This is a genomic window from Streptomyces sp. NRRL B-3229 (genome assembly GCF_000719505.1).
GTDB lineage: Bacteria > Actinomycetota > Actinomycetes > Streptomycetales > Streptomycetaceae > Streptomyces > Streptomyces griseorubiginosus.
This window is the reverse complement of the sequence record NZ_JOGP01000013.1, coordinates 204265-225327: the sequence shown is the minus strand read 5'-3', so window position 1 is coordinate 225327 and position 21063 is coordinate 204265. Positions and strand designations below refer to the sequence as shown.

Genomic DNA, 21063 nt, shown 5'->3' with positions numbered 1-21063 from the left:
CCTCCTCCTGCGAGGTGCCCATGAGCACAACCCGTCCCCCTCAGACCCGGCACGAGAGCGCCACCACGACCGAAGACGGCGCCCTGGGCTGGTTCCGGGCGCTCGGTCCGCGTGGCCGGCGCGCTTTCGCCGGCGCGTTCGGCGGCTACGCCCTCGACTCCTACGACTACTTCACGCTCCCGCTGAGCATGGTCGCGCTGGCCGCGTACTTCGGCCTGGACAGCGGCCAGACCGGCCTGTTCACCACCGTCACCCTGCTGGCCTCCGGGATCGGCGGCGCGCTGGCGGGAGTGCTGGCCGACCGGGCCGGCCGGGTCCGGGCGCTGATGATCACGGTGATCACGTACGCGATCTTCACCGTGGCCTGCGGTTTCGCCCCGAACTTCGAGTCGCTGCTGGTCTTCCGCGCTCTCCAGGGCCTCGGCTTCGGCGGCGAGTGGGCGGTCGGCGCGATCCTGGTCGCCGAGTACGCGAGCGCCAGGCACCGGGGCCGCACCCTGGGCGCGATCCAGAGCTCGTGGGCCGTGGGCTGGGCCATGGCCGCGATCATGTACACGCTGGTCTTCTCGGTCTTCGACGACGGCACGGCCTGGCGCGTGATGTTCTGGACCGGGGCGCTGCCCGCACTGCTGGTGGTGTGGATGCGCCGCCGTGTCCAGGACGCCCCCGAGGCGGTCGCAGTGCGTGAGAAGAGCGCCGGCAAGGGGTCCTTCACGGCCATCTTCAAGCCCGACCTGCTGCGTACGACAATCTTCGCGGGGCTGCTGTCCACCGGAGTGCAGGGCGGCTACTACACGCTGGCCACCTGGGTGCCGACGTACCTGAAGAGCGACCGCGGGCTGTCGGTGGTCGGCACGGGCGGCTATCTGACCTTCCTGATCTCCGGGGCCTTCCTCGGCTATCTGACCGGCGGCTACCTGACCGACCGGCTGGGCCGCCGGCGCAACATCTGGCTCTTCGCGCTGCTCTCGGCCGTCTGCATCGTGGCCTACGGCAACCTCCCGAGCGGAGCCGACACCTGGCTCCTGGTGCTCGGGTTCCCCCTCGGGTTCTGCATGTCGGCGATCTTCAGCGGTTTCGGTTCCTATCTGAGCGAGCTGTACCCGACAGCGGTGCGCGGCTCGGGCCAGGGCTTCACGTACAACGCCGGCCGTGCGGTCGGCGCGGTCTTCCCGACCACCGTCGGCTTCCTGGCGGACAGCTGGGGGGTGGGCGGGGCGCTGGTCTTCGGCGCCATCGGCTACGGCATCGCCGCACTGGCCCTGCTCGGACTGCCGGAGACCCGTGGAAAGGAACTCGCGTGAACCGCACGGAAGACCTGGCACCGGCCCGCACGACCGAGGACCGCCGCCTCGCCCTCGCACAGGCCCGACCGGCCGAGGACCGCCCCCTCACCCTGGTCGACGAGCACGCGCACGCGTGGAGCCCGGCACAGGCCCGCACCCGCTTCCGCGCGGGTCTGGCCGGCCCCACCGCCGGTGTCGCGGCCGGCCACACCCAGGTGAACCTGATCTCGGTGCCCGCCGACTGGGCGTACGACATGCTGCTCTTCTGCCAGCGCAACCCCAAGCCGTGCCCGGTCCTCGACGTCACGGACGCAGGAGCGTGGACCACCGTGCTCGCGGACGGCGCCGACCTGCGCACCGATCTGCCGCGCTACCGGGTGTGGCAGGACGGCGAGCTGGTGGACGAGCCGACGGACGTGCGCGCCTACTGGCGCGACGACCTGGTTTCATTCCTGATCGGGTGCAGCTTCACCTTCGAGTGGGCACTTTCGGGGGCGGGCGTCCCGATCCGGCACATCGAGCAGGGCCGGAACGTTCCCATGTACGTGACCAGCCGACAGTGCCGTCCCGCGGGGCGGCTGCACGGACCCATGGTGGTGTCGATGCGCCCCGTACCTCCTCAGCACCTGGCAGCCGCCATCCGGGAGAGCAGCCTGCTTCCGGCGGTGCACGGCAGCCCCGTGCACTGCGGTGATCCGTCCGCGCTCGGCATCGACGACCTCGGCCGTCCCGACTTCGGCGACCCGGTGGCCGCCGAACCGGACGACATCCCGGTGTTCTGGGCCTGCGGAGTGACCCCGCAGGCCGCGGTCATGGCCTCCCGCCCGCCGTTCGCGCTCACCCACGCACCAGGCCAGATGTTCCTGACCGACGCCCGCGACGAGCAGTACCGAGTGGCCTGAGAAGCCGCTCGAGTCCCCGTGAGGAGAACCGAGAGTTCCATGACCTCGATCGATCTGAACGCCGACCTCGGCGAGGGCTTCGGCCGCTGGCGACTGACCGACGACGAGCAACTGCTCACCGTCGTCACCAGCGCCAACGTGGCCTGCGGGTTCCACGCCGGGGACGCGGTCACCATGCGGCGGGTGTGCGAGCTGGCGGCCGCGCGCGGGGTGCGGGTCGGCGCCCAGGTCTCCTACCGGGACCTGGCGGGCTTCGGGCGGCGCGCGATGGACGTGCCGTCCGCCGAGCTGACGGCCGAGGTGGCCTACCAGATCGGCGCCCTGGAGGTCTTCGCCCGGGCCGCGGGCACGCGCGTGTCCTACGTCAAGCCGCACGGAGCGCTGTACAACCGGGTCGTGCACGACGAGGAGCAGGCCGCGGCGGTCGTCGCGGGCGTTCTCCTGGCCGACGACGCTCTGCCCGTGCTCGGGCTGCCCGGCTCGCGCCTCCTGGAAGCGGCCCGCGCGGCGGGCCTGACGGGCGTCACGGAGGCCTTCGCGGACCGCGCGTACACCGAGGAGGGCACCCTCGTGCCACGCGGGCAGGAGGGCGCTGTGGTGACCGACCCGGAAGCAGTGGTGGAGCGCTCGCTGCGCCTGGCCCGGGACCGCACGGTCACCGCCCGCTCGGGGGCCCGCGTCGACGTCGACGCTCGCTCCCTGTGCCTGCACGGGGACACACCGGGCGCGGTGGACCTGGCCCGCCGGGTCCGGGAGCGGCTGGAGTCCTCGGGGATCCGCGTGGAGGCCTTCGTATGAGGACGCTGCCGGTCGGGGACCACGCCCTGCTCGTCGAGGTCTCCTCGGGCGAGGAGGCCCAGGCCCTGCACGCCGAGCTGGTGCGGCGCCGCGCGGAGGGCTCGCTGTCGGTCGGCGAGATCGTCCCGGCCGCCCGGACGGTCCTTCTCGACGGTCTCGCGGACCCGGCGCGTCTGGCCGCCGAGCTCACCGCCGCCGAGGTACCGCCCGCTCCCCCGCGCGCGCGTGAGGCCGTCGAACTCCGGGTGCGCTACGACGGCCCGGACCTGGCCGACGTGGCAGCGCACTGGGGCGTCCCGCCCCGGGAGGTGGCCCGCATCCACGCCGGTTCCGAATTCACCGTGGCCTTCTGCGGGTTCGCCCCCGGCTTCGGCTACCTCACCGGTCTGCCCGCCCGGTACCACGTCCCGCGCCGGGACACCCCTCGCACAGCCGTGCCAGCGGGCTCGGTGGCGCTCGCCGGCCCGTACACGGGCGTGTACCCGCGCTCGTCCCCGGGCGGCTGGCAGCTCATCGGCACCACGGACGCCGTCCTGTGGGACCACGCGCGCGTCCCGGCCGCTCTCCTGTCACCGGGCACCCGGGTCCGCTTCGTGGAGGCGCCATGAGGAACCGGACCCTCAGGACGCCGGCGGCGGAACAGCCCCACCGTCCCGTGGAGGCGGCATGAGCGACCGCGCCCTCTTCGTCGCCCCCGTGGAGGCGCCATGAGCGACCGCGCCCTCTTCGTCGCCCGGGCCGGCGCCCTGACGACCGTCCAGGACCGGGGCCGCCCCGGTCACGCCCACCTCGGCGTGCCCCGCTCGGGGGCGCTCGACGGCCCCGCGGCCGCCCTCGCCAACCGTCTGGTCGGCAACCGCCCCGAGGCAGCCGTCCTGGAGACCACGCTCAACGGCTGCGCGCTGCGCCCCCGTTCGACGGTCACCGTGGCCGTCACGGGCGCCCCCTGCCCGGTCACGGTGGACGGCCGCCCGGCCTCCTGGGCCGCCCCGGTGCACGTACCGGCGGGAGCGCTGCTGACGGTCGGCTCGGCCCTGTACGGGGTACGAAGCTATGTGGCCGTCTCCGGCGGCGTCACCGTGGAGCCGGTCCTCGGCAGCCGCTCCACCGACCTCCTGTCGGGCCTGGGCCCGCCTCCCCTCTCGGACGGCGCGATACTGCCCCTGGGCACCCCGGAACCGCTCCACACGCGCGTGGACACGGCACCGCAGCCCGCGCCCCCCACCGAGCTGCTCCTGCGGGTCACCCTGGGCCCGCGGAACGACTGGTTCACGCCGGAAGCGGTGCGGGACTTCACGACTCGCGGCTTCCGGGTGTCCTCGGCGAGCAACCGGATCGGCCTGCGCACGGAAGGCCCCGCCCTGGAGCGCAGGCTCAGGGGCGAACTCCCCAGCGAGGGAATGGTCCTGGGCGCGGTCCAGGTGCCGCCCGACGGCAGACCGGTGGTCTTCCTGGCCGACCACCCGACCACCGGTGGCTACCCGGTGATCGGAGTGGTCCGCGAACCGGACCTGTCTGCGGCGGCCCAGGCGGTACCGGGAACGCCCGTGCGCTTCCTGGCGGTACGACGGCGGTAGGGCTCCGGGCGAGGGCGATACCTGAGGGCCCCCGCCGAGCCCCTATGCCGCCTCCGGCCGCTGCTCGGCCACGGACAGTGCCGCCAGCGCCGTGGAGACCGCGTGGGCCGTCCGCAGGTCCAGCCTGGCGCTGGTTCCCCGCACCTGGTGCCGCGTCTCGTCGGCGGCCAGCGCCAGCAGTTGGGGCAGCAGATCCGTGCACCGCCGGACGACCCACCCCGTACCGGCCGTCGCCAGCCACCACAGACTCCTCGCCCTCGTGGGGACCGGGAACTCCGGCTCGGGTGAGGGCGCGGGGCCGGTGGCCCGACCGCGCTCGGCCAGCAACGCGTGGAACCTCGCCGCGAGCTGCCGGTGCCCCCGTTCCCCGGGATGCAGCCGGTCGGCGCTCCACATGGTCCGCTCGGTGGTCCACTCGCCCTCGGCCGCGTGCAGATGCACCGCCCCGTACCGCTCCGACAGCGCGTGCACCACGGTGTTGACCGACCGCTGCCGCCGGGCCAGCGGCCGGGACAGCGCACCCGGCAACCCGAGCATCGTCCCCGGATCGGGCAGACAAGCCGTGAGCAGCAGGGCGCCCTGCTCGCTGAAGGCCGCGTACACCCGGTCCAGGCGGGCGGCGACCGCGTGGATGTCGAAGGTGCAGCGCAGGGTGTCGTTGACGCCGACCACCACGGACACGACATCCGGCCGCAGTGCGAGCGCCACCGGCTGCTGCTTCTCCAGCACGTCCCGCGTCTGCGCCCCGCTCACCGCGAGGTTGGTGAACTCGACGTCCGCATCGGACAGCCCGTCGGCGAGCAGGGCGGCCCAGCCGCGCCACCCGTCACCGACGGGGTCCCCGACGCCCTCGGTGAGCGAGTCACCGAGGGCGACGAAGCGCGGGCCTCTCGCGACACGGCCTTTCACGACATCCACCGCGCTCACGACAGGCCCCCCGCTCATGCCACACCCCCGGGCACGGACCGCCGTACGAGTGCCTCCGTGTCGTGCGCGGCGAGAAAGGCCCGCACCGCGGTGTCCCACCCGAAGCACTCCGCACGCGCGCGTGCGATCCCGCGACGCTCGGCCTCCGGACCTTCCAGCAGCTGGTCCACGGCGTCTGCGAACGCCTCCCCGCGGTCGGCGGCGACGGCCCCGGCGGAACCGATCACCTCCGGCAGCGCGGAGGAGGCGCTCACCACGACCGGGGTGCCGCAGGCCATGGCCTCCAGCGCGGCGAGCCCGAAGGTCTCGGCGGGCCCGGGGGCCAGGCACACGTCGGCGGAGGCCTGGAGCCCGCCGAGCAGCCCGCGGTCCGCGATGTGCCCGAGGAAGGTCACCGGCAGCCCGCGTTCACGCGCCCGCTGCTCCAGGCGCGGCCGCAGCGGCCCGTCCCCGGCCACCACGAGCACCGCGCGCCGGCCCCGGCGCACCAGGGACTCGACGGCGTCCAGGGCGGTGCTCGGCCGCTTCTCGACGGAGAGCCGGGTGCACGTCACGAGCAGTGTCTCGTCCTCGCGCGCGTACCGGCTCCTGAGGCCCGCATCACGCAGTGCCGGGTGCCGCGCGACCAGATCGACACCCAGCGGGGCCCGTACGACGTTCCGGGCCCCGATCCGTACGAACTCCCGTTCCGCGAACTCCGTGGTGCACACCACGCGCGCGTACGTGTGCGCCGTACGGACGTTGAGGGCGTCGGCGGCGCGCCGGGCCGCGTTCTCCGGCAGTCCCCAGGTGCGCAGGACGCCGTCAGCGGTCTCGTGGGAGACCATCACGGCGGGGACCCGGGCGCGGCGGGCCCACTTGCCGGTCCATCTGAGGGTCGTCCGGTCGGAGACCTCCAGGCGGTCGGGGGCGAGTTCCTCCAGGAGCCGGGCCACGCGGGGCTTGTCGGCGAGGACGCGGTAACCGCCGGTGCCGGGGAGCAGCGGTCCGGGCAGGGTGATGACGCGTCCCTGCTCGGTCTGCCGGTCGCTCGCGCGGTCGCCCGGCACGACGAGCACCGCCTCGTGTCCGGCCTCCTGGTAGCCCTTGCCGAGTTCCCGCAGGGCGGTGCGCAGGCCGCCCGAGGCGGGGGCGACGAAGTTGGCGAGCCGGACGATCCGCAGCGACTGGCCGCTCATGCCGCCACCGCCGTCTTCCGGCCGGCGAGGACGGCACCGTAGTGGCCGATCAGCTGGTCGCCGACGGCCGCCCAGGTACGCCCCTCGACCAGGGCCCGCGCGGCGGAGCCGAAGGCGGCGCGCAGGCCGGGGTCGGCGGCCAGGAACCGCACCGCGTCCCGTACGGCGGCGGGGTCGCGCGGCGGGACAAGGAACCCGGTGCGCCCGTGGGCGACCAGGTCCAGCGGTCCGCCCGAGGCGGGCGCGACCACCGGCACCCCGCTGGCCATGGCCTCCTGCACGGTCTGGCAGAAGGTCTCGAAGGGCCCGGTGTGTGCGAAGACGTCGAAGGAGGCGAAGATCCGGGCCAGGTCGTCGCCCGTGCGGCGGCCCAGGAAGACCGCGCCGGGCAGGGCTTCGGTGAGCGCGGGTTCGCTCGGTCCGTCGCCGACCACCACGACCTTGACGCCCTCCAGGCGGCAGGTGTCGGCCAGCAGTTCGACGTGCTTCTCGGGGGCGAGCCGGCCGACGTATCCGACGATCGTCTCGCCGTTCGGGGCGAGCTGCCGACGCAGGGTCTCGTCGCGCAGTTCGGGGCGGAACCGGACGGTGTCGACGCCCCGCGGCCACAGCTTGACCCGGGGCACGCCGTGCGCCTCCAGGTCGCGCAGGGAGGCGCTGGACGGGGCGAGGGTGAGGTCGGCGGCGGCGTGCACGGAGCGGATGCGGCGCCAGGCCGCGGCCTCGCCCGCGTGCACATAGGTGCGGGCGTATCCGGCGAGGTCGGTCTGGTAGACGGCCACGGCGGGGATGCCGAGCCGGGCGGCGGCGGCCATGCCGCGGACGCCGAGGACGAAGGGGCTGGCCAGGTGGACGACGTCGGCGCGGTGCTCGGCGATCGCCGCGGCCACGCGCCTGCTGGGGAGGGCGACGCGGACCTGGGGGTAGCCCGGGAGCGGGAGGGAGGGGACACGGACGACGGGGCAGGGCGCGAGGGCGTCCACGCCGGGCCCGGGGCCGGACGCGGTGGCCGGCGCGACGACGAGCGGGAGGTGACCGCGATCTACGAGGTGCCGGGCGGTCTGGAGCGCGCAGTGGGCCACGCCGTTCACATCGGGGGGAAAGGATTCGGTCACTATGACGACACGCATACCGGTGTTGTCGCCGTACTGGACGTGCCCGCGTCAACGTGGATCTTTGCGAACGGTGAACGTCCCATGAGCGTTCCGCTGCGCACCCGAGCAGGTCAGGCCGTGTCCATGCCGACCTGACCCACGGGTCACCGCGTGTTCACCGGCCGGGCGGGACGGTGCCCGGCGGTCCCCTCCCGGGGCCGGTGTCACATGGCGGCGGTGTCCGGTCCGATGCGGCTGCGGACGACTGTCTGGACCTCGGCCTCCTCGGCCGGGTCGGCGGCGAGCCTGCGCAGTCGTTCCACCACCCGGGCGTCGCCGGTCTCGGCGTGCCGGGCGGCGATCTCGCGGGTGGTCTCCTCGCAGTCCCAGAGGCACTCGACCGCGAAGCCGGTGGGGAAGGAGGGATCGGTGGCGGCGAGCGCGTGGGCGGCGCGGCCACGCAGATGGGAGGAGGCCGTCTCCCGGTAGACGTGGCGCAGCACGGGGGCGGCGCAGGCGATGCCGAGCCGTCCGGCGCCGTCGACGAGGGTCCACAGGGTGGGTGCGTCGGGGCCCTCGCCCCGGACGGCCTCCCTGAGGGTCGCGAGCACGAGGTCGCGGTCCTGGGCTCCGCCCAGACAGGCGAGCATGCGTCCGGCGGCGGCTCCGAGCGGATCGGGCCGTCGCGCCCAGCTCCGGGCCCGGTCGACGGCGGCGATACTGCGCATGCGTTCGAATGAGTCGAGCGCGGCCTCCACGACGGCCGCGGGGCCGGTCGCCACGGCCCGTTCGATCAGATCGAGGGCGGCGGCGTCATTGCTGTCGGCGAGGTAGCGCAGAGCGGTGCTGCGCGCCCCGTCGGTGCCGTCCTCGGCGGTCGCGAGGATCTCGGGCCGGTCCTCGGGTCCGGCCACGGCGGCCAGACAGCGGGCGGCGGGCACATGCAGCGCGGCCCCCCGCTCGACGCCCTGCTGGGCCCATTCGAAGACGGCCCGCACGCTCCACCCCGGACGGGGCCCGGTAGGTCGCATCTGGCGTTGCCAGCGGTCGAAACAGCCGGCCTCCTGAGCGGCACGCACACGCGTGGAGACGGATTCGCGGGGATCGTCGGCCCACAACCGCCAGGGCCTCGGCTCGAAGGCGTCCCGGACGGCGACGGCCAGCTCGGCCTCGCCCTCGGGATCGGTGCCGAACCGGGCGAGCACGGGCGCGGCGAGGGCCCGCAGACCCGCGTCGTCGTCCCGCAGCGCGAGTTCGTCCAGCGCCCAGGCCCAGTTCGAGCCCGAGGCGGCGTACCTGCGCAGGAGTTCGAGCGCGTCGCGCCTGCCGTAGGAGGCGAGATGGCCGAGGACGGCGAGGGCGAGGCCCGTGCGTGACTCCTCGGTGTCGAAGACGTCGTCCACCTCGAAGAGGTGCGCCTCGATCTCGTCCAGCTCGCCGTTCAGGTCGAGGTAGAGACGGGCGTAGTAGAGGGAGCGGTTCTCCACCTGCCAGTCGTGGCGGGGATCGCGCAGCACGCAGTGGTTCAGGGCCGCGAGCGCCTCGGCGCGCGGGGCGGTGAGCGCGTGCAGTGTGCCGTCGCCGCGGCCCCGCTGGAGCAGGCCGAGCAGCGTACCGCTGGGCGCTATGACCGGATCGAACATGGGAAACAGCCTCACATCAAGCGTCGACGCAACCGGGGACGTGCATTACCTGGCCGCGTGCCAACACGTCGGGGTGCCCGCCGTTTCCTGCTTGCTGTAAGCCATCTTCCTCTGCCTCTCGTCGGTGGCCCATGCGGACCGTTTCACGGTCCACGCGGTGCGGCCTCACCTGCCCAGCCATCACGTCCGTGAACCACGACGTCATGATGACCCGGCACTTCCGTCTGCCGCGACCGAAATTTCGGCGGCCCTGTACCGCCTCCCCCGTTGTGTGTGTTTTCGCTGGTCAGAACATGTGGATCAGTGCGCGCCGAACAGCTCGAGCAGCTCCGTCCGGCCGAACATCCGGGCGGTGTCGACGGCCGAGGGGGTGCCCTCGGCCGGGTCGGCGCCGCCCTCGAGCAGGGCCTTGATGACCCCCTCGGAGCCCTTGAAGACCGCTCCCGCGAGCGGTGTCTGCCCCCGGTCGTTGACGCCGCCGGCCGCCGCCCCGCGGGCGACGAGGGCGCGTACCGCGTCCGCGTGGCCGTGGTAGGCGGCGAGCATCACGAGCGAGTCCCCGCGGTCGTTGGTGAGGCCTGCCGGAACACCCGCGTCGACGTACGCAACCAGCGCCTCGGTCTGCCCCTGCCGGGCCAGATCGAAGATCTTGGTCGCCAGCTCCACGACCTCGGGGTCGGGGGCTTCGCTCATCGGCCGGACCGCCTCTCAATACAACCGTTCAGGTGAACCGCAAGGGTACTGGCTCGCGCCGCACATGACCCGAAGTGCCGGACGTAAGGATCACCACGGCTCCGCCAACCCGGTGAAATCAAAAGAATTTCACCCATTTGCACCTTTTGTCGTATGGATACATGCTGTGATGCTGGAAGTACTCATGGTGACTGTCCCCACGAACCAGGAGCACTCACATGATCCTCTCCATCTCCGGTGTCGTACTGCTCGGCATCGTCGTCTTCATCTTCTTCCGCAAGGACGGACTCAAGGCCTCCCACGCCCTGATCTCGGCGCTGTTCGGGTTCTACCTGGCCAGCACGGCCATCGCCCCGAGCATCAAGGCCGGCGGCGAGAGCCTGGCGAGCCTCCTCGGCGGCATCAAGTTCTGACGTCGTCACTCCCGTCCGTACGCACCTACAGGAGACAGCCGTGGCCCGCCGCCCCCTCCCCCGCATCCTGAGCACAGGCAGCGCGCAGATCGCCCGGAGCCGGGAGCTGGCCCGGACGGCGGCCGACAGCGCCACCGACGTCCTCCACCCGCTGATCACGATCACCCGCGGTCTGCGCCGGCTGGCCTCGGCCGGACGGCGCAGATGGGCCGAGACCCCCAAGGACAGACGCGGGCCGCTGCTGTTCCTGGTGGCCTCGGTGGTCCTGGTCGTCGCGCTCGTCCCGTACGGCCCGCTGCTCGCCGTCATCAGCCTGATGGCGGCGGCGGCCTGGCACGGCCGGGAGCGAAAGTCCCCGGAGCCGGAAGGCCCCGACGAGTCGCAGACCCAGCGCCTCCAGTCGCTGTACGAAGCGCTCGTCCCGTACTTCTCGGCCGCCGAGGACCCGGACCCGCTGTACACGCACGGCGGCGAGTGGGAGAAGGCCTTCCCCGCCTACGACTTCGACGCCACCGGCCGCATCACGCATCTTCTCGTCCGCTACCCCGCTTACTTCACCGACGGCGAGGCAGAGTCCCGGGCTCGCATCGAGCAGCTGCTGCACGCCAAGTCGGGCCGCGGCCGCGAGTACCACTTCGCCTGGGACGAGGAGGGCAACGAACTCACCGTGACCGTCCTCGCCCCGCTCCCCACCGACATCGCCGCCCAGCGGTTCGTCACCGCCCCGGGCGAGACGGTCCTCGGCTTCACCGACCCCACCCAGGTCCAGCGCACGCTCCCGCTCGGCTACGGCGACGGGCAGCTCGACGTCCCGCCGGTCGTCTGGCGCACCGGCATCCGCTCCACCGAGCCGCATCTGCTGGTCATGGGCCAGCCGGGCAGCGGCACCTCGACCCTGCTGCGCTCGATCGCGCTCCAGGCCCTTCAGTACGGCGACGTCGTCATCGTCGAGGGCGGCGGCACCGGCGAGTACGCGTGCCTGACCGGGCGGGACGGCGTCCTCGCGGTCGAGTGCGGTCTTGCGGGGGCGCTGGCGAGCCTGGAATGGGCGGCGACCGAGACCGAGCGCCGTCTGATCGCCGTCAACAGCGCCCGGCAGGCGGGCCGGCCCGCACCGGACGACACCAAGCGCCCCCTGTGGGTACTGCTCGACCGTCCCACAGCCTTCACCCACCTCGCCGCCGCGGACGGCCGCAAGGATCCGCAGTCCCTGCTCCAGGTCCCCCTGCGGCACGGCCGTGCGGCGAACGTCACGGTGGTGGTGGCCGATCAGTTCGACAGCGCGGAGGCGCTGAGCGATCCGGTACGGCAGCACACGCGCGCGCGGGTCGTGCTGGGGCCCGCGACCGCGGAGCAGCTGGAGGCCGTGCTGGGGGTGCCGCCGCACACGACTCCCGTGGCACAGGTGCCGCCCGGGCGGGGGTACGCCCGCCTCGGGACGGGGCCCGTGCACCGGCTCCAGGTTCCCGCGACCCCGGATCCCTACGACGACGCGACGAGCGAGGCGGACCGGCAGGCCGTCCTGGCGCTGCTGCCGGAACGGACGACTCCGGCCGACGGGGAGACGGTTCCGTCGGACGCGGTGGCCGCGGAAGCGGTTGCTTCGGAAGCGGTGGTCGCGGAAGCGCCGTAGGGGTGACGGCCGGTCCTGCGCCTGCCGGCCGGTGGGGGCTGGTCGCGCCCACGCGGCGGTAGCCGCACATTCAGCACAGCCCCGCGCCCCTGGGTGGGTCCAGTCGGCCTTCTCACGCCACGAAGGTGCGCGGTGACTCCCCGCCGCCCGAGCCGCCGCTCTCCACCACCCTGGCCGCCGCGGCCAGCCGTGTCGCCGCCTCCTCGGCCAGCGCGCCTCCCACGGTGAACGGCAGGCGCACATACCCCTCGAAAGCCCCGTCGACCCCGAAGCGCGGACCGGAGGGCACCCGGACCCCGACCCGCTCCCCCACCTCCGCCAGCCGCGAGCCGGACAGTCCGCCGGCCCGCACCCACAGCGTCAGTCCGCCCTGCGGGACCTCGAACTCCCAGGACGGGAGCTCCTTGCGCACCGCCGCCACCAGCGCGTCCCGGTTCTCCCGGGCCTGGCCTCGGCGCAGCTCCACGGCGTGCTCCCAGCCCCCGGTGCTGAACAGCCAGTTCACGGCCAGCTGTTCGAGGACCGGCGTCCCGAGGTCGGCGTAGGCCCGCGCGGCGACCAGGCTGCGGATGACGTCCGGTGCCGCCCGTACCCAGCCGATGCGCATCCCCGCCCAGAACGCCTTGCTGGCCGAGCCGACGGTGACCACGGTGGAACCGGCCGGGTCGAAGGCGCACACCGGGCGCGGCATCGAGACGTCGTCGAGCCACAGCTCCGTCATCGTCTCGTCGGCCACCAGCACGGTTCCCGCGGACCGCGCCGCCTCCACCAGCCGGCGCCGCTGGTCCTCGTCGGCCAGCGCACCGGTCGGATTGTGGAAGTCGGCGACGACATAGGCGATCCGGGGTGCCGCGTCCCGCAGGACCTGGCGCCAGCGGTCCATGTCCCAGCCGGTGAGCCCCTCCGCCATCGCGACGGGCACCAGCCGGGCGCCCGCCTCCCTCATCAGCTGGAGGATGTTGGCGTAGGAGGGGGACTCGACCGCGATGCGCTCGCCGCGTCCGCCGAACAGATGACAGATGGCGTCGATCGCGCCCATCGCACCCGTGGTGACCATGATCTGCTCGGGCATGGTCGGGATCCCGCGCGCGGTGTAGCGCTCGGCGATCATCGCGCGCAGGGCGGGAAGCCCCGCCGGGTAGTCGCCGTGGGTGTGGGCGTACGGCGGCAGCTCCTCCAGGGCGCCCTGCACCGCACGGGTCAGCCAGGGCTCGGGGGCGGGCAGGGCCGCACAGCCCAGGTCGATCATCGAACCGAGGGTCTCGGGCGGGAGGGGTTCCAGGCCGCGGGCGGGAAGCGGGTTCCCGGCCGGGACGGCGGTCCAGCTGCCCGCGCCGCGCCGGGACTCCAGGAACCCCTCGGTCCGCAGCGCCTCGTACGCCGCCGCGACCGTCGTACGGCTGACGGACAGGGAGAGGGCCAGCTCGCGTTCGGCGGGCAGCCGGGCGGCCACCGGGACCCGGCCCTCCAGGACCAGCAGGCGGATGCCGTCGGCGAGGGCGCGGTAGGCCGGCGGGCGGCGCGTGGCGGCGCCCGCCGGGCGGTCCTGCTGGGAGTTGAGGAGCCGGGCGAGCTGCGCGGCACCCACCGCCGAGGTCCACTGCGCCATTGAAATCAGTCCACCTTCCCCGAATTGGCCATGGATGGCTTGTCATCCCAAGCCACAGGGTGTCATGTGTCAGGCCACCCGCACCACCTCGCATTCAGTCCACGATCAGGGGGAACCCGCCTTGTCCGCACAGAGCCGTCTCGGGCGACGGTTGATCCAGCTGTACGTCGGACTCGCCCTCTACGGGGCCAGCTCCGCGCTGCTCGTCGAGGCGGGCCTGGGCCTGGAGCCCTGGGGCGTGCTGCACCAGGGCCTCGCCGAGCTCACCGGTGTGTCCATCGGGGTCGTGTCGATCATCGTGGGCGCGGCGGTGCTGCTGCTGTGGATCCCGCTGCGCCAGCGGCCGGGGCTCGGCACCGTCTCCAACGTCTTCGTGGTCGGCATCGCCATGGACGCCACCCTGGCCGCCGTCCCCGACGTGCACGGTCTCGCCGTACGGACACCTGTCCTGCTGGCCGGCATCCTGCTCAACGGGGTGGCCACCGGCCTCTACATCGCGGCCCGCTTCGGCCCGGGGCCGAGGGACGGTCTGATGACGGGGCTGCACCGGCGCACGGGGCGCTCGATCCGGCTGCTGCGGACCGGGATCGAAATGGCGGTCGTGGTCACCGGGTTCGCCCTCGGCGGCACCATCGGCGTCGGCACCGTCCTCTACGCAGTGTCCATCGGCCCGCTCGCCCAGCTCTTCCTGCGGGTGTTCGCCGTGTCCCCGGCATCCGACGGCAGCACGGTCGTTGCCGCCGGGCAACCACGGGGAGCGATACTGCGACCGTGACCCCGCGGATACGCCACCCCTACCTCGACCATCCCGGCCCGATCCCCTTCGCTCACCGGGGCGGGGCGGCGGACGGTCTGGAGAACACCGTCTTCCAGTTCCGGCAGGCGGTCGAGGCCGGCTACCGCTATCTGGAGACCGACGTCCACGCCACCGCCGACGGCAGGCTGGTCGCCTTCCACGACGCCACGCTGGACCGGGTGACCGACGGCGCGGGCCGGATAGCGGACCTGCCATGGGCCGACGTACGGCACGCGCGCGTGGCGGGCAAGGAGCCGGTGCCGCTCTTCGAGGAGCTCCTGGAAACCTTCCCCGAGGCCCGCTGGAACATCGACGTCAAGGCCGAGCCGGCCCTCCTGCCACTCCTGGAGCTCGCCGAGCGCACCGACACCTGGGACCGGATCTGCGTCGGCTCCTTCTCCGAGGCGCGCGTGATGCGCGCCCAGCGACTGGCCGGGCCGCGCCTGGCGACTTCGTACGGCACGAGAGGCGTGCTCAATCTGCGGCTGCGCTCCTGGGGAATGCCCGCGGCGCTGCGCCGCTCGGCCGTCGCCGCCCAGGTGCCCGAGGCCCAGTCCGGCATCCCGGTGGTCGACCAACGCTTCGTGCGCGCCGCCCACGCACACGGGCTCCAGGTGCACGTGTGGACCGTCAACGAACCGGATCGCATGCACCGGCTCCTTGACCTGGGAGTCGATGGCATCATGACCGATCACATCGACACTCTGCGCAAGGTCATGGAGGACCGGGGCACCTGGGTCTGACCCGTCCCGGCACCGGCCCGCGCATGCACCACCGGGAAGCGAGGGCACGGGTGGGCACCGACACCGTGCGGGCGGGTTCGGCCGACGAGGCCGCCGAACGGCGGCGCGAGCAGCGCGGCTGGTACTTCTACGACTGGGCGTGCTCCGTCTACTCGACGAGCGTCCTCACCGTGTTCCTCGGCCCGTATCTGACGTCGGTCGCCAAGAACGCGGCGGACGCGGACGGTTACGTCCATCCGCTGGGCATCCCGGTGCGGGCGGGCTCCTTCTTCGCCTACTCGGTGTCCCTCTCGGTGATCGTGGCCGTGCTCGTGATGCCCCTGGTGGGCGCCGCCGCCGACAGGAGCGGCCGTAAGAAGCCGCTGCTCGCGGCCGCCGCCTGCACCGGGGCCGTGGCCACGACCGGCATGTTCTTCCTCGGCGGCGACCGCTATCTGCTCGGTGGCTTCCTCCTGGTCGTCGCGAACGCGGCGCAGTCCGTGGGGATGATGCTCTACAACTCCTACCTCCCGCAGATCGCCACGCCCGAGGAGCGCGACGCGGTCTCCTCCAAGGGCTGGGCCTTCGGCTACGCGGCGGGCGCCCTGGTCCTGGTCGCGAACCTCGTCCTGTACATGGGCCACGCGTCCTTCGGCCTCTCCGAGAGCGCCGCGGTCCGCATCTGCCTGGCCTCGGCCGGGCTGTGGTGGGGCGCCTTCGCGCTGATTCCGCTACGCCGGCTGCGGGACCGCAGGTCTGCCGCCGGGGAGACGAGGGAGCCCACGGCCCCGGGCTTCCGGCAGCTCGCCGCCACCGTCCGCGGCATGCGCCGCCACCCGCTCACGCTCGCCTTCCTGCTGGCGTACCTGATCTACAACGACGGCATCCAGACCGTCATCTCCCAGGCGTCGGTCTACGGCTCGGAGGAGCTGCGTCTCGGCCAGTCGACCCTCATCGCGGCCGTGCTCCTGGTCCAGGTGCTCGCGGTGGCGGGGGCGCTGGCGCTGGGCCGGCTCGCACGGACCCACGGGGCCAAGCGCACGATCCTCGGCTCGCTGGTGGCCTGGGCGGTGATCCTCGCGGCCGGGTTCTTCCTGCCGGCCGGCGCGCCCGTGTGGTTCTTCGTCCTGGCGTCCGGGATCGGGCTGGTGCTCGGCGGCAGCCAGGCCCTGTCCCGCTCCCTGTTCTCCCATCTCGTCCCGCCCGGCAAGGAGGCCGAGTACTTCTCGGCGTACGAGATGAGCGACCGGGGCATGAGCTGGCTGGGACCGCTGCTGTTCGGGATCACCTACCAGCTGACGGGAAGCTACCGGGACGCGATCATCTCCCTGGTGGCCTTCTTCGTCATCGGATTCGCCCTGCTCGCGAGGGTTCCGGTACGGCAGGCGATCAGCGACGCGGGCAATCCCGTACCCGAAAGGATTTAGCGTTCAACACCAAAGCGCTGTAGTGTACGCGTTTGGCCTGCCAGGCGTACCGTTACTGCGCGTCAAAGATGCTGAAACGCTGGGTGACATCTGCTAGCAGATGTGACAAACCGGGCGCTGGTGGGTACAACAAGGGGCGGCTACGACGGCGACGCATTGCCCGGGACGGGACCCGGAACGGGAATCTTTACCGCCGACCGGACGTTGACCGGTATGACGACGACAGCGACACCTGTCCTGTGGGCGACAAGCCCGGGAGGCACGATTCATGAGTGAGCGAGCTCTTCGCGGCACGCGCCTCGTGGTGACCAGCTACGAGACGGACCGCGGCATCGACCTGGCCCCGCGCCAGGCCGTGGAGTACGCATGCGAGAAGGGGCATCGCTTCGAGATGCCCTTCTCGGTCGAGGCGGAGATCCCGCCGGAGTGGGAGTGCAAGGTCTGCGGGGCCCAGGCACTCCTGGTCGACGGCGACGGCCCTGAGGAAAAGAAGGCCAAGCCCGCGCGTACCCATTGGGACATGCTGATGGAGCGACGCACCCGCGAGGAGCTCGAAGAGGTCCTCGAGGAGCGTCTGGCGGTTCTGCGATCCGGGGCGATGAACATCGCCGTTCATCCCCGGGACAGCCGCAAGTCGGCGTAGTCCCCGCGGGGACTGGGCCGCATAGCAGCACAAGTGCACGTGTAGAACCGCGGGCGCCGTACGTGAGATTCACGTACGGCGCCCGCGGTTTTGCGCTGTCAGCGGGTGAGAGGCGGCCTGCGGTCCTCCGGGGTGTCCTCCGGTCGGTCCTGCACGTCGCGGATGACCTCGCCCTGGACCACCTTGCCGTCGGGGCGGTGCATGCGGGCCTGCTGGAAGGCGTCGCCCAGGCTGCCCTGCGCGGCGGTGCGGAGCTTGCGGTCGAAGGTGCGCTCGGCATAGCGGCCGACGGCCTTCTGGACCGGCGGGACCAGCAGGAGCAGGCCCACCGCGTCGGAGATCAGGCCCGGGATCATCAGGAGCAGGCCGCCCAGCATCATCAGGCCGTTGCCACCGCTGTCCGAGTCCGACGGGGCGCCACCCCGCTGGAGCGCCTCGTTCAGGTTCCGGAAGGCGCGGCGGCCGGCGCGCTTGATCACCACCGAGCCGAGCACGAAGCCGGCGACCAGGAGCAGGAACACCGCGAACCCGCTCGCCGCGCCCGCGACCAGGGTCAGCAGCCAGATCTCCAGCACCAGCCAGGCGGCGACGCCCAGCGGCAGGAAGGTGCGGACACGGGAACGGCGGGGCCGGGCCGGGTACGTGGGGGTCGAAGCGCCTGTCGTCATACGTCCAGTGTGCCTGGGCACGGCTCAGCACGGCATAAGGGGACGATCAGCCGGATCTGTGGACCCGCGGCCCTTTGCGTCCAGCAGGCCCTGGGGCTACGCCTGCGGGCGCTTGCCCCGCGCGGTGATCCGGCCGATCCGCTCGCCCACGCCCCAGGTGGTGACCCGCCACAGGGCCTCCACCAGGATGTCGCGACTCATCTTGGAGTCGCCGAGTTCGCGCTCGACGAAGGTGATCGGCACCTCCACGACCTGGAAGCCCGCCTTGACCGCACGGCGGGCCAGGTCGACCTGGAAGCAGTAGCCCTGCGAGGCGACGTTCTCCAGGCCGAGGCCTTCGAGGGTCTCGCGACGGAACGCGCGGTAGCCGCCGGTGATGTCCCGCAGGGGCAGGTCGAGGGCCACGCGGGAGTAGAAGCTGCCGCCCCGGGAGATGACCTCGCGGGACTTGGGCCAGTTCACGACCCGGCCGCCGGGCACCCAGCGCGAGCCGAGCACCAGGTCGGCGTTCTTGAGGGCGGTCAGCAGCCGGGGCAGCTCCTCGGGCTGGTGGGAGCCGTCGGCGTCCATCTCGACCAGGACGCCGTAGCCGTGCTCCAGACCCCAGCGGAAGCCCGCAAGGTAGGCGGCGCCGAGCCCTTCCTTGCCCTTGCGGTGCAGGACGTGGACCTGGTCGTCCTCGACGGCGAGTTCGTCGGCGAGCTTGCCGGTGCCGTCGGGGCTGTTGTCGTCGGCCACGAGGACGTGGGCGTCGGGGACGGCCGCCCGCACCCGGCCGACGATCGACTTGACGTTCTCCGCCTCGTTGTAGGTCGGGATGATCACCAAGGCGGTGCCGAGCGGGCCGAACCGTCTCTCCTGGGCCGTGCGGGCCCCGTCACCGTCGTTCACTGCTGCCCCTTCGAGTCATTGCGCAGGCGTCCACCATAGTGCTCACGGCCTGCGATGACGTGACAAGGCGTTCGTATGCTGGTGTCGTTTCCACAAGAGCGGGGTAAGAGTACGATTTTCGGCCCCTGTGGCGAAATGTGACCCCCCACCGACGGCGGCCGCCGCACTGCGGATGGGGGCCCGGCGCCCTTCGGGCCGACCTGGGGCCCGCTGGCTGCGGGTCGACCGAAAGCCGTTGTCTACTGAACGTCCGGGCCCCACCCGGGTCACACCTTCCCGGCCGGACGGAACGTTCCCTCGCCGTGGCGCGAGCGCTGAGCCTGGCTCCCAGTGGCGGTGCCCCGGTGCGGCACACCGTCCCTGACCCAGCGGCGCTGCGACGACTGGGCGGAGGTTCCGCGGTCGGGCGTCCGGTGGTGGACCCGGCCGAACCTACCGGCCCCCTGCCGTCGCCTGTCAACAGCCGTTTGACCTGCGGCTCCGTCGTCAATGCCCTGGTCAGTGGGGAGGATGCGCAGGTCGCGCGACAGGGTGGGGACGGGTGAGCGGTTCCTTGCCACCCCTGGAGATCACTCGCCCGGCCGTACGAAAACCGTCCGTCCGCCGACCACCGTGCGCAGACAGACGGGCAGGTCACGGCCCGGCGTCAGGTCGGGCAGGCCGGGAGTGCCGGAGCGCGGGTCGGTGGACCAGCGGGCCACGCGGTCGTCGGGGGCCTGGACGACCAGTTCGTCGGTGCGCCACACCGCGTAGTCCGCGGGGGCGCCGGGCACCAGGACGCCGGCGTCGTCCCGGCCGATCGCCCGCCAGCCGCCGCGGGTGTGCGCGGTGAAGGCGGCGCGCACCGAGACCCGGTGGTCGGGGGTGTGGTGGAAGGCGGCCGCACGGACCGTGCCCCACGGGTCGAGGGGGGTCACCGGGCTGTCGGAGCCGAAGGCGAGCGGGACACCGGCGCGCAGGAGGGCCGCGAAGGGGTTCAGACAGCTCGCCCGCTCCCGGCCCAGGCGGCGGGCGTACATGCCCTCCTCGCCGCCCCACAGGGCGTCGAAGGCGGGCTGCACGGAGGCGGTGAGACCGAGTTCGGCGAAGGCGGCGACGGCCTCCGGGGTGAGCAGTTCGGCGTGCTCGACGCGGTGCCGGGCGGCACGGACACGGGCGAGGCCGAGCTTCTCCGCGGCGACGCGGACCCCCTCGACCACGGCGGTCACGGCCGCGTCCCCGATGGCGTGGAAACCGGCCTGGAGGCCCGCCTCGGTGCAGGCGGCGACATGGGCGGCCACGGCGTCGGCGTCCAGGTAGGCGATACCGGTGTGGTCGGCGTCGGCGTACGGCTCGTGCAGGCACGCGGTGTGGGAGCCGAGGGCGCCGTCCACGAAGAGGTCGCCGGCGGCGCCGACCGCGCCGAGCTCGCGCGCCTTGTCGACGTCCCGCTCGGCCCAGTAGCCGACGACACGTGGACCGGGTTCGCCGCCCGCGAGCCGCAGGAGCCCGGTGAAGTCCTCCTCCGAGGAGATCTCCGGTCCTGCGCATTCGTGAACGGTCCCGATGCCGAGGGAGGCCGCGTGGGCGAGCGCGGCGCGCTGCGCTTCCGTGCGCTGGGCCGGGGAGACGGAGGCGAGAGCCGTCGCGCGTACGGCGTGATGGGCGTCGGCGGTGAGAGGGCCGTCCGGGTGCCCCACGGCCGTCATGTCGAGAAGTGCCGTCGTCACCACCGCCGAGTGGACGTCGATGCGGCTCAGGTACAGCGGGCGACCGCCGGTGGCCTCGTCCAGCTCGGCGCGCGTGGGCGGGCGGCCACCCGGCCAGCGGGCCGCGTCCCAGCCGTGACCGAGGAGGACGCGGTCGTCCGGGCGGGCGGTCGCGAAGTCGCGTACGAGCTCCAGAGCCGCGGCCAGGGAGGGGGCGTCGGAGAGGTCGAGGCCGGTGAGGGCGAGGCCCGTCGCGGTGGTGTGCACATGTGCGTCGGTGAACGCGGGGGTGACCAGCGCGCCGTCCAGGTCCACGACCTCGTCGACTCCGTCGGCGAAGGCGTCGGCGGCGCCTTCCGATCCGACCCACGCCACCTGTCCACGCTCGACGACCATCGCGGTGGCGAAGGGGTCGGCGGGGCTGTGGACCTCGCCTCGGCGCAGGAGCACCGTCTGCTGTTCACTCATGAGGACA

At 73.0% G+C, this 21063-nt stretch carries 20 protein-coding genes; 11 read left to right on the top strand and 9 right to left on the bottom strand.

Annotation, left to right across the window (positions count from 1 at the left end; translation table 11 throughout):
- The first annotated feature begins 20 nt into the window (after positions 1–20).
- The 5 genes from IF54_RS0123000 to IF54_RS0122980 all read left to right on the top strand — a co-directional run bounded on the left by IF54_RS0123000 (position 21) and on the right by IF54_RS0122980 (position 4563).
- A complete protein-coding gene (locus tag IF54_RS0123000; protein WP_030321654.1) occupies positions 21–1304 on the top strand; it encodes an MFS transporter in 1284 nt (427 codons plus the stop codon).
- Positions 1305–1396: 92 nt separating this feature from the next.
- A complete protein-coding gene (locus IF54_RS0122995) occupies positions 1397–2188 on the top strand; it encodes a putative hydro-lyase (protein ID WP_030321653.1) in 792 nt (263 codons plus the stop codon).
- A 39-nt stretch (positions 2189–2227) separates the two neighbouring features.
- Positions 2228–2986, top strand: a complete 759-nt coding sequence (locus IF54_RS0122990; protein ID WP_030321652.1) for a LamB/YcsF family protein — start codon at positions 2228–2230, stop codon at positions 2984–2986.
- A complete protein-coding gene (locus IF54_RS0122985) occupies positions 2983–3594 on the top strand; it encodes a 5-oxoprolinase subunit B family protein (protein WP_030321650.1) in 612 nt (203 codons plus the stop codon). The genes IF54_RS0122990 and IF54_RS0122985 overlap by 4 nt, the downstream gene beginning before the upstream one ends.
- A gap of 99 nt (positions 3595–3693) precedes the next feature.
- Positions 3694–4563 carry a biotin-dependent carboxyltransferase family protein gene (locus IF54_RS0122980; protein ID WP_030321648.1) on the top strand — a complete coding sequence of 290 codons (870 nt, stop codon included), beginning with the start codon at positions 3694–3696 and terminating at the stop codon, positions 4561–4563.
- A 42-nt stretch (positions 4564–4605) separates the two neighbouring features.
- On the opposite strand, the gene IF54_RS0122975 is transcribed toward IF54_RS0122980, so the two are convergent.
- The 5 genes from IF54_RS0122975 to IF54_RS0122955 all read right to left on the bottom strand — a co-directional run bounded on the left by IF54_RS0122975 (position 4606) and on the right by IF54_RS0122955 (position 10098).
- Complete coding sequence (locus tag IF54_RS0122975) at positions 4606–5508, bottom strand: SGNH/GDSL hydrolase family protein (protein WP_420790501.1); 903 nt, start codon at positions 5506–5508, stop codon at positions 4606–4608.
- Positions 5505–6668: a glycosyltransferase gene (locus IF54_RS0122970; protein ID WP_030321643.1), complete on the bottom strand. Its 1164-nt coding sequence runs from the start codon at positions 6666–6668 to the stop codon at positions 5505–5507. The genes IF54_RS0122975 and IF54_RS0122970 overlap by 4 nt, the downstream gene beginning before the upstream one ends.
- The gene (locus IF54_RS0122965; RefSeq protein ID WP_030321641.1) at positions 6665–7798 is read right to left on the bottom strand and encodes a glycosyltransferase family 4 protein; all 1134 of its coding nucleotides are present in this window, start codon (positions 7796–7798) and stop codon (positions 6665–6667) included. Before IF54_RS0122965 ends, IF54_RS0122970 begins: the two co-directional genes overlap by 4 nt.
- Before the next feature lie 188 nt (positions 7799–7986).
- The gene (locus IF54_RS0122960) at positions 7987–9405 is read right to left on the bottom strand and encodes a hypothetical protein (protein ID WP_030321639.1); all 1419 of its coding nucleotides are present in this window, start codon (positions 9403–9405) and stop codon (positions 7987–7989) included.
- A 300-nt stretch (positions 9406–9705) separates the two neighbouring features.
- The gene (locus IF54_RS0122955) at positions 9706–10098 is read right to left on the bottom strand and encodes an ankyrin repeat domain-containing protein (protein ID WP_030321637.1); all 393 of its coding nucleotides are present in this window, start codon (positions 10096–10098) and stop codon (positions 9706–9708) included.
- Between the two features lie 218 nt (positions 10099–10316).
- On the opposite strand from IF54_RS0122955, the gene IF54_RS0122950 reads away from it, so the two are divergent.
- Both IF54_RS0122950 and IF54_RS0122945 read left to right on the top strand, forming a co-directional pair.
- A complete protein-coding gene (locus IF54_RS0122950; protein ID WP_007380617.1) occupies positions 10317–10511 on the top strand; it encodes a hypothetical protein in 195 nt (64 codons plus the stop codon).
- A 40-nt stretch (positions 10512–10551) separates the two neighbouring features.
- The gene (locus IF54_RS0122945) at positions 10552–12144 is read left to right on the top strand and encodes an ABC transporter ATP-binding protein (protein WP_030321632.1); all 1593 of its coding nucleotides are present in this window, start codon (positions 10552–10554) and stop codon (positions 12142–12144) included.
- Between the two features lie 112 nt (positions 12145–12256).
- On the opposite strand, the gene IF54_RS0122940 is transcribed toward IF54_RS0122945, so the two are convergent.
- Positions 12257–13753, bottom strand: a complete 1497-nt coding sequence (locus IF54_RS0122940) for a PLP-dependent aminotransferase family protein (RefSeq protein ID WP_030321630.1) — start codon at positions 13751–13753, stop codon at positions 12257–12259.
- Positions 13754–13817: 64 nt separating this feature from the next.
- On the opposite strand from IF54_RS0122940, the gene IF54_RS0122935 reads away from it, so the two are divergent.
- From IF54_RS0122935 to IF54_RS0122920, 4 genes are all read left to right on the top strand, one after another.
- On the top strand, positions 13818–14528 hold the full coding sequence (locus IF54_RS0122935) for a YczE/YyaS/YitT family protein (RefSeq protein WP_420790500.1): 711 nt from the start codon (positions 13818–13820) through the stop codon (positions 14526–14528).
- Positions 14525–15292, top strand: coding sequence for a glycerophosphodiester phosphodiesterase (locus IF54_RS0122930; RefSeq protein ID WP_030321626.1), 768 nt, complete (start codon positions 14525–14527; stop codon positions 15290–15292). Before IF54_RS0122935 ends, IF54_RS0122930 begins: the two co-directional genes overlap by 4 nt.
- 50 nt (positions 15293–15342) lie before the next feature.
- On the top strand, positions 15343–16698 hold the full coding sequence (locus IF54_RS0122925; protein WP_030321624.1) for an MFS transporter: 1356 nt from the start codon (positions 15343–15345) through the stop codon (positions 16696–16698).
- A 268-nt stretch (positions 16699–16966) separates the two neighbouring features.
- Entirely contained in the window at positions 16967–17341 is a 375-nt protein-coding gene (locus IF54_RS0122920; RefSeq protein WP_003977404.1) for an RNA polymerase-binding protein RbpA, read from the top strand.
- 98 nt (positions 17342–17439) lie between these two features.
- Here the strand turns inward: IF54_RS0122920 and fxsA are convergent, their stop codons facing one another.
- The 3 genes from fxsA to IF54_RS0122905 form a co-directional block, all read right to left on the bottom strand.
- The gene (gene fxsA / locus IF54_RS0122915) at positions 17440–18009 is read right to left on the bottom strand and encodes an FxsA family membrane protein (RefSeq protein ID WP_030321621.1); all 570 of its coding nucleotides are present in this window, start codon (positions 18007–18009) and stop codon (positions 17440–17442) included.
- Between the two features lie 96 nt (positions 18010–18105).
- A complete protein-coding gene (locus tag IF54_RS0122910; RefSeq protein WP_030321619.1) occupies positions 18106–18900 on the bottom strand; it encodes a polyprenol monophosphomannose synthase in 795 nt (264 codons plus the stop codon).
- A gap of 569 nt (positions 18901–19469) precedes the next feature.
- Positions 19470–21056: an amidohydrolase gene (locus IF54_RS0122905; protein ID WP_030321616.1), complete on the bottom strand. Its 1587-nt coding sequence runs from the start codon at positions 21054–21056 to the stop codon at positions 19470–19472.
- Positions 21057–21063 lie beyond the last annotated feature (7 nt).

What these genes read in the sequence shown, in the direction of transcription:
- IF54_RS0122950 (WP_007380617.1), top strand. Translation starts at nt 10,317, where the DNA reads ATGATCCTCTCCATCTCCGGTGTCGTACTGCTCGGCATCGTCGTCTTC.
- fxsA (WP_030321621.1), bottom strand. Translation starts at nt 18,009, where the DNA reads ATGACGACAGGCGCTTCGACCCCCACGTACCCGGCCCGGCCCCGCCGT.
- IF54_RS0122980 (WP_030321648.1), top strand. Translation starts at nt 3,694, where the DNA reads ATGAGCGACCGCGCCCTCTTCGTCGCCCGGGCCGGCGCCCTGACGACC.
- IF54_RS0122935 (WP_420790500.1), top strand. Translation starts at nt 13,818, where the DNA reads ATGTGTCAGGCCACCCGCACCACCTCGCATTCAGTCCACGATCAGGGG.
- IF54_RS0122970 (WP_030321643.1), bottom strand. Translation starts at nt 6,668, where the DNA reads ATGAGCGGCCAGTCGCTGCGGATCGTCCGGCTCGCCAACTTCGTCGCC.
- IF54_RS0122955 (WP_030321637.1), bottom strand. Translation starts at nt 10,098, where the DNA reads ATGAGCGAAGCCCCCGACCCCGAGGTCGTGGAGCTGGCGACCAAGATC.
- IF54_RS0122975 (WP_420790501.1), bottom strand. Translation starts at nt 5,508, where the DNA reads ATGAGCGGGGGGCCTGTCGTGAGCGCGGTGGATGTCGTGAAAGGCCGT.
- IF54_RS0122985 (WP_030321650.1), top strand. Translation starts at nt 2,983, where the DNA reads ATGAGGACGCTGCCGGTCGGGGACCACGCCCTGCTCGTCGAGGTCTCC.
- IF54_RS0122920 (WP_003977404.1), top strand. Translation starts at nt 16,967, where the DNA reads ATGAGTGAGCGAGCTCTTCGCGGCACGCGCCTCGTGGTGACCAGCTAC.
- IF54_RS0122965 (WP_030321641.1), bottom strand. Translation starts at nt 7,798, where the DNA reads ATGCGTGTCGTCATAGTGACCGAATCCTTTCCCCCCGATGTGAACGGC.
- IF54_RS0122940 (WP_030321630.1), bottom strand. Translation starts at nt 13,753, where the DNA reads ATGGCGCAGTGGACCTCGGCGGTGGGTGCCGCGCAGCTCGCCCGGCTC.
- IF54_RS0122990 (WP_030321652.1), top strand. Translation starts at nt 2,228, where the DNA reads ATGACCTCGATCGATCTGAACGCCGACCTCGGCGAGGGCTTCGGCCGC.
- IF54_RS0122905 (WP_030321616.1), bottom strand. Translation starts at nt 21,056, where the DNA reads ATGAGTGAACAGCAGACGGTGCTCCTGCGCCGAGGCGAGGTCCACAGC.
- IF54_RS0123000 (WP_030321654.1), top strand. Translation starts at nt 21, where the DNA reads ATGAGCACAACCCGTCCCCCTCAGACCCGGCACGAGAGCGCCACCACG.
- IF54_RS0122960 (WP_030321639.1), bottom strand. Translation starts at nt 9,405, where the DNA reads ATGTTCGATCCGGTCATAGCGCCCAGCGGTACGCTGCTCGGCCTGCTC.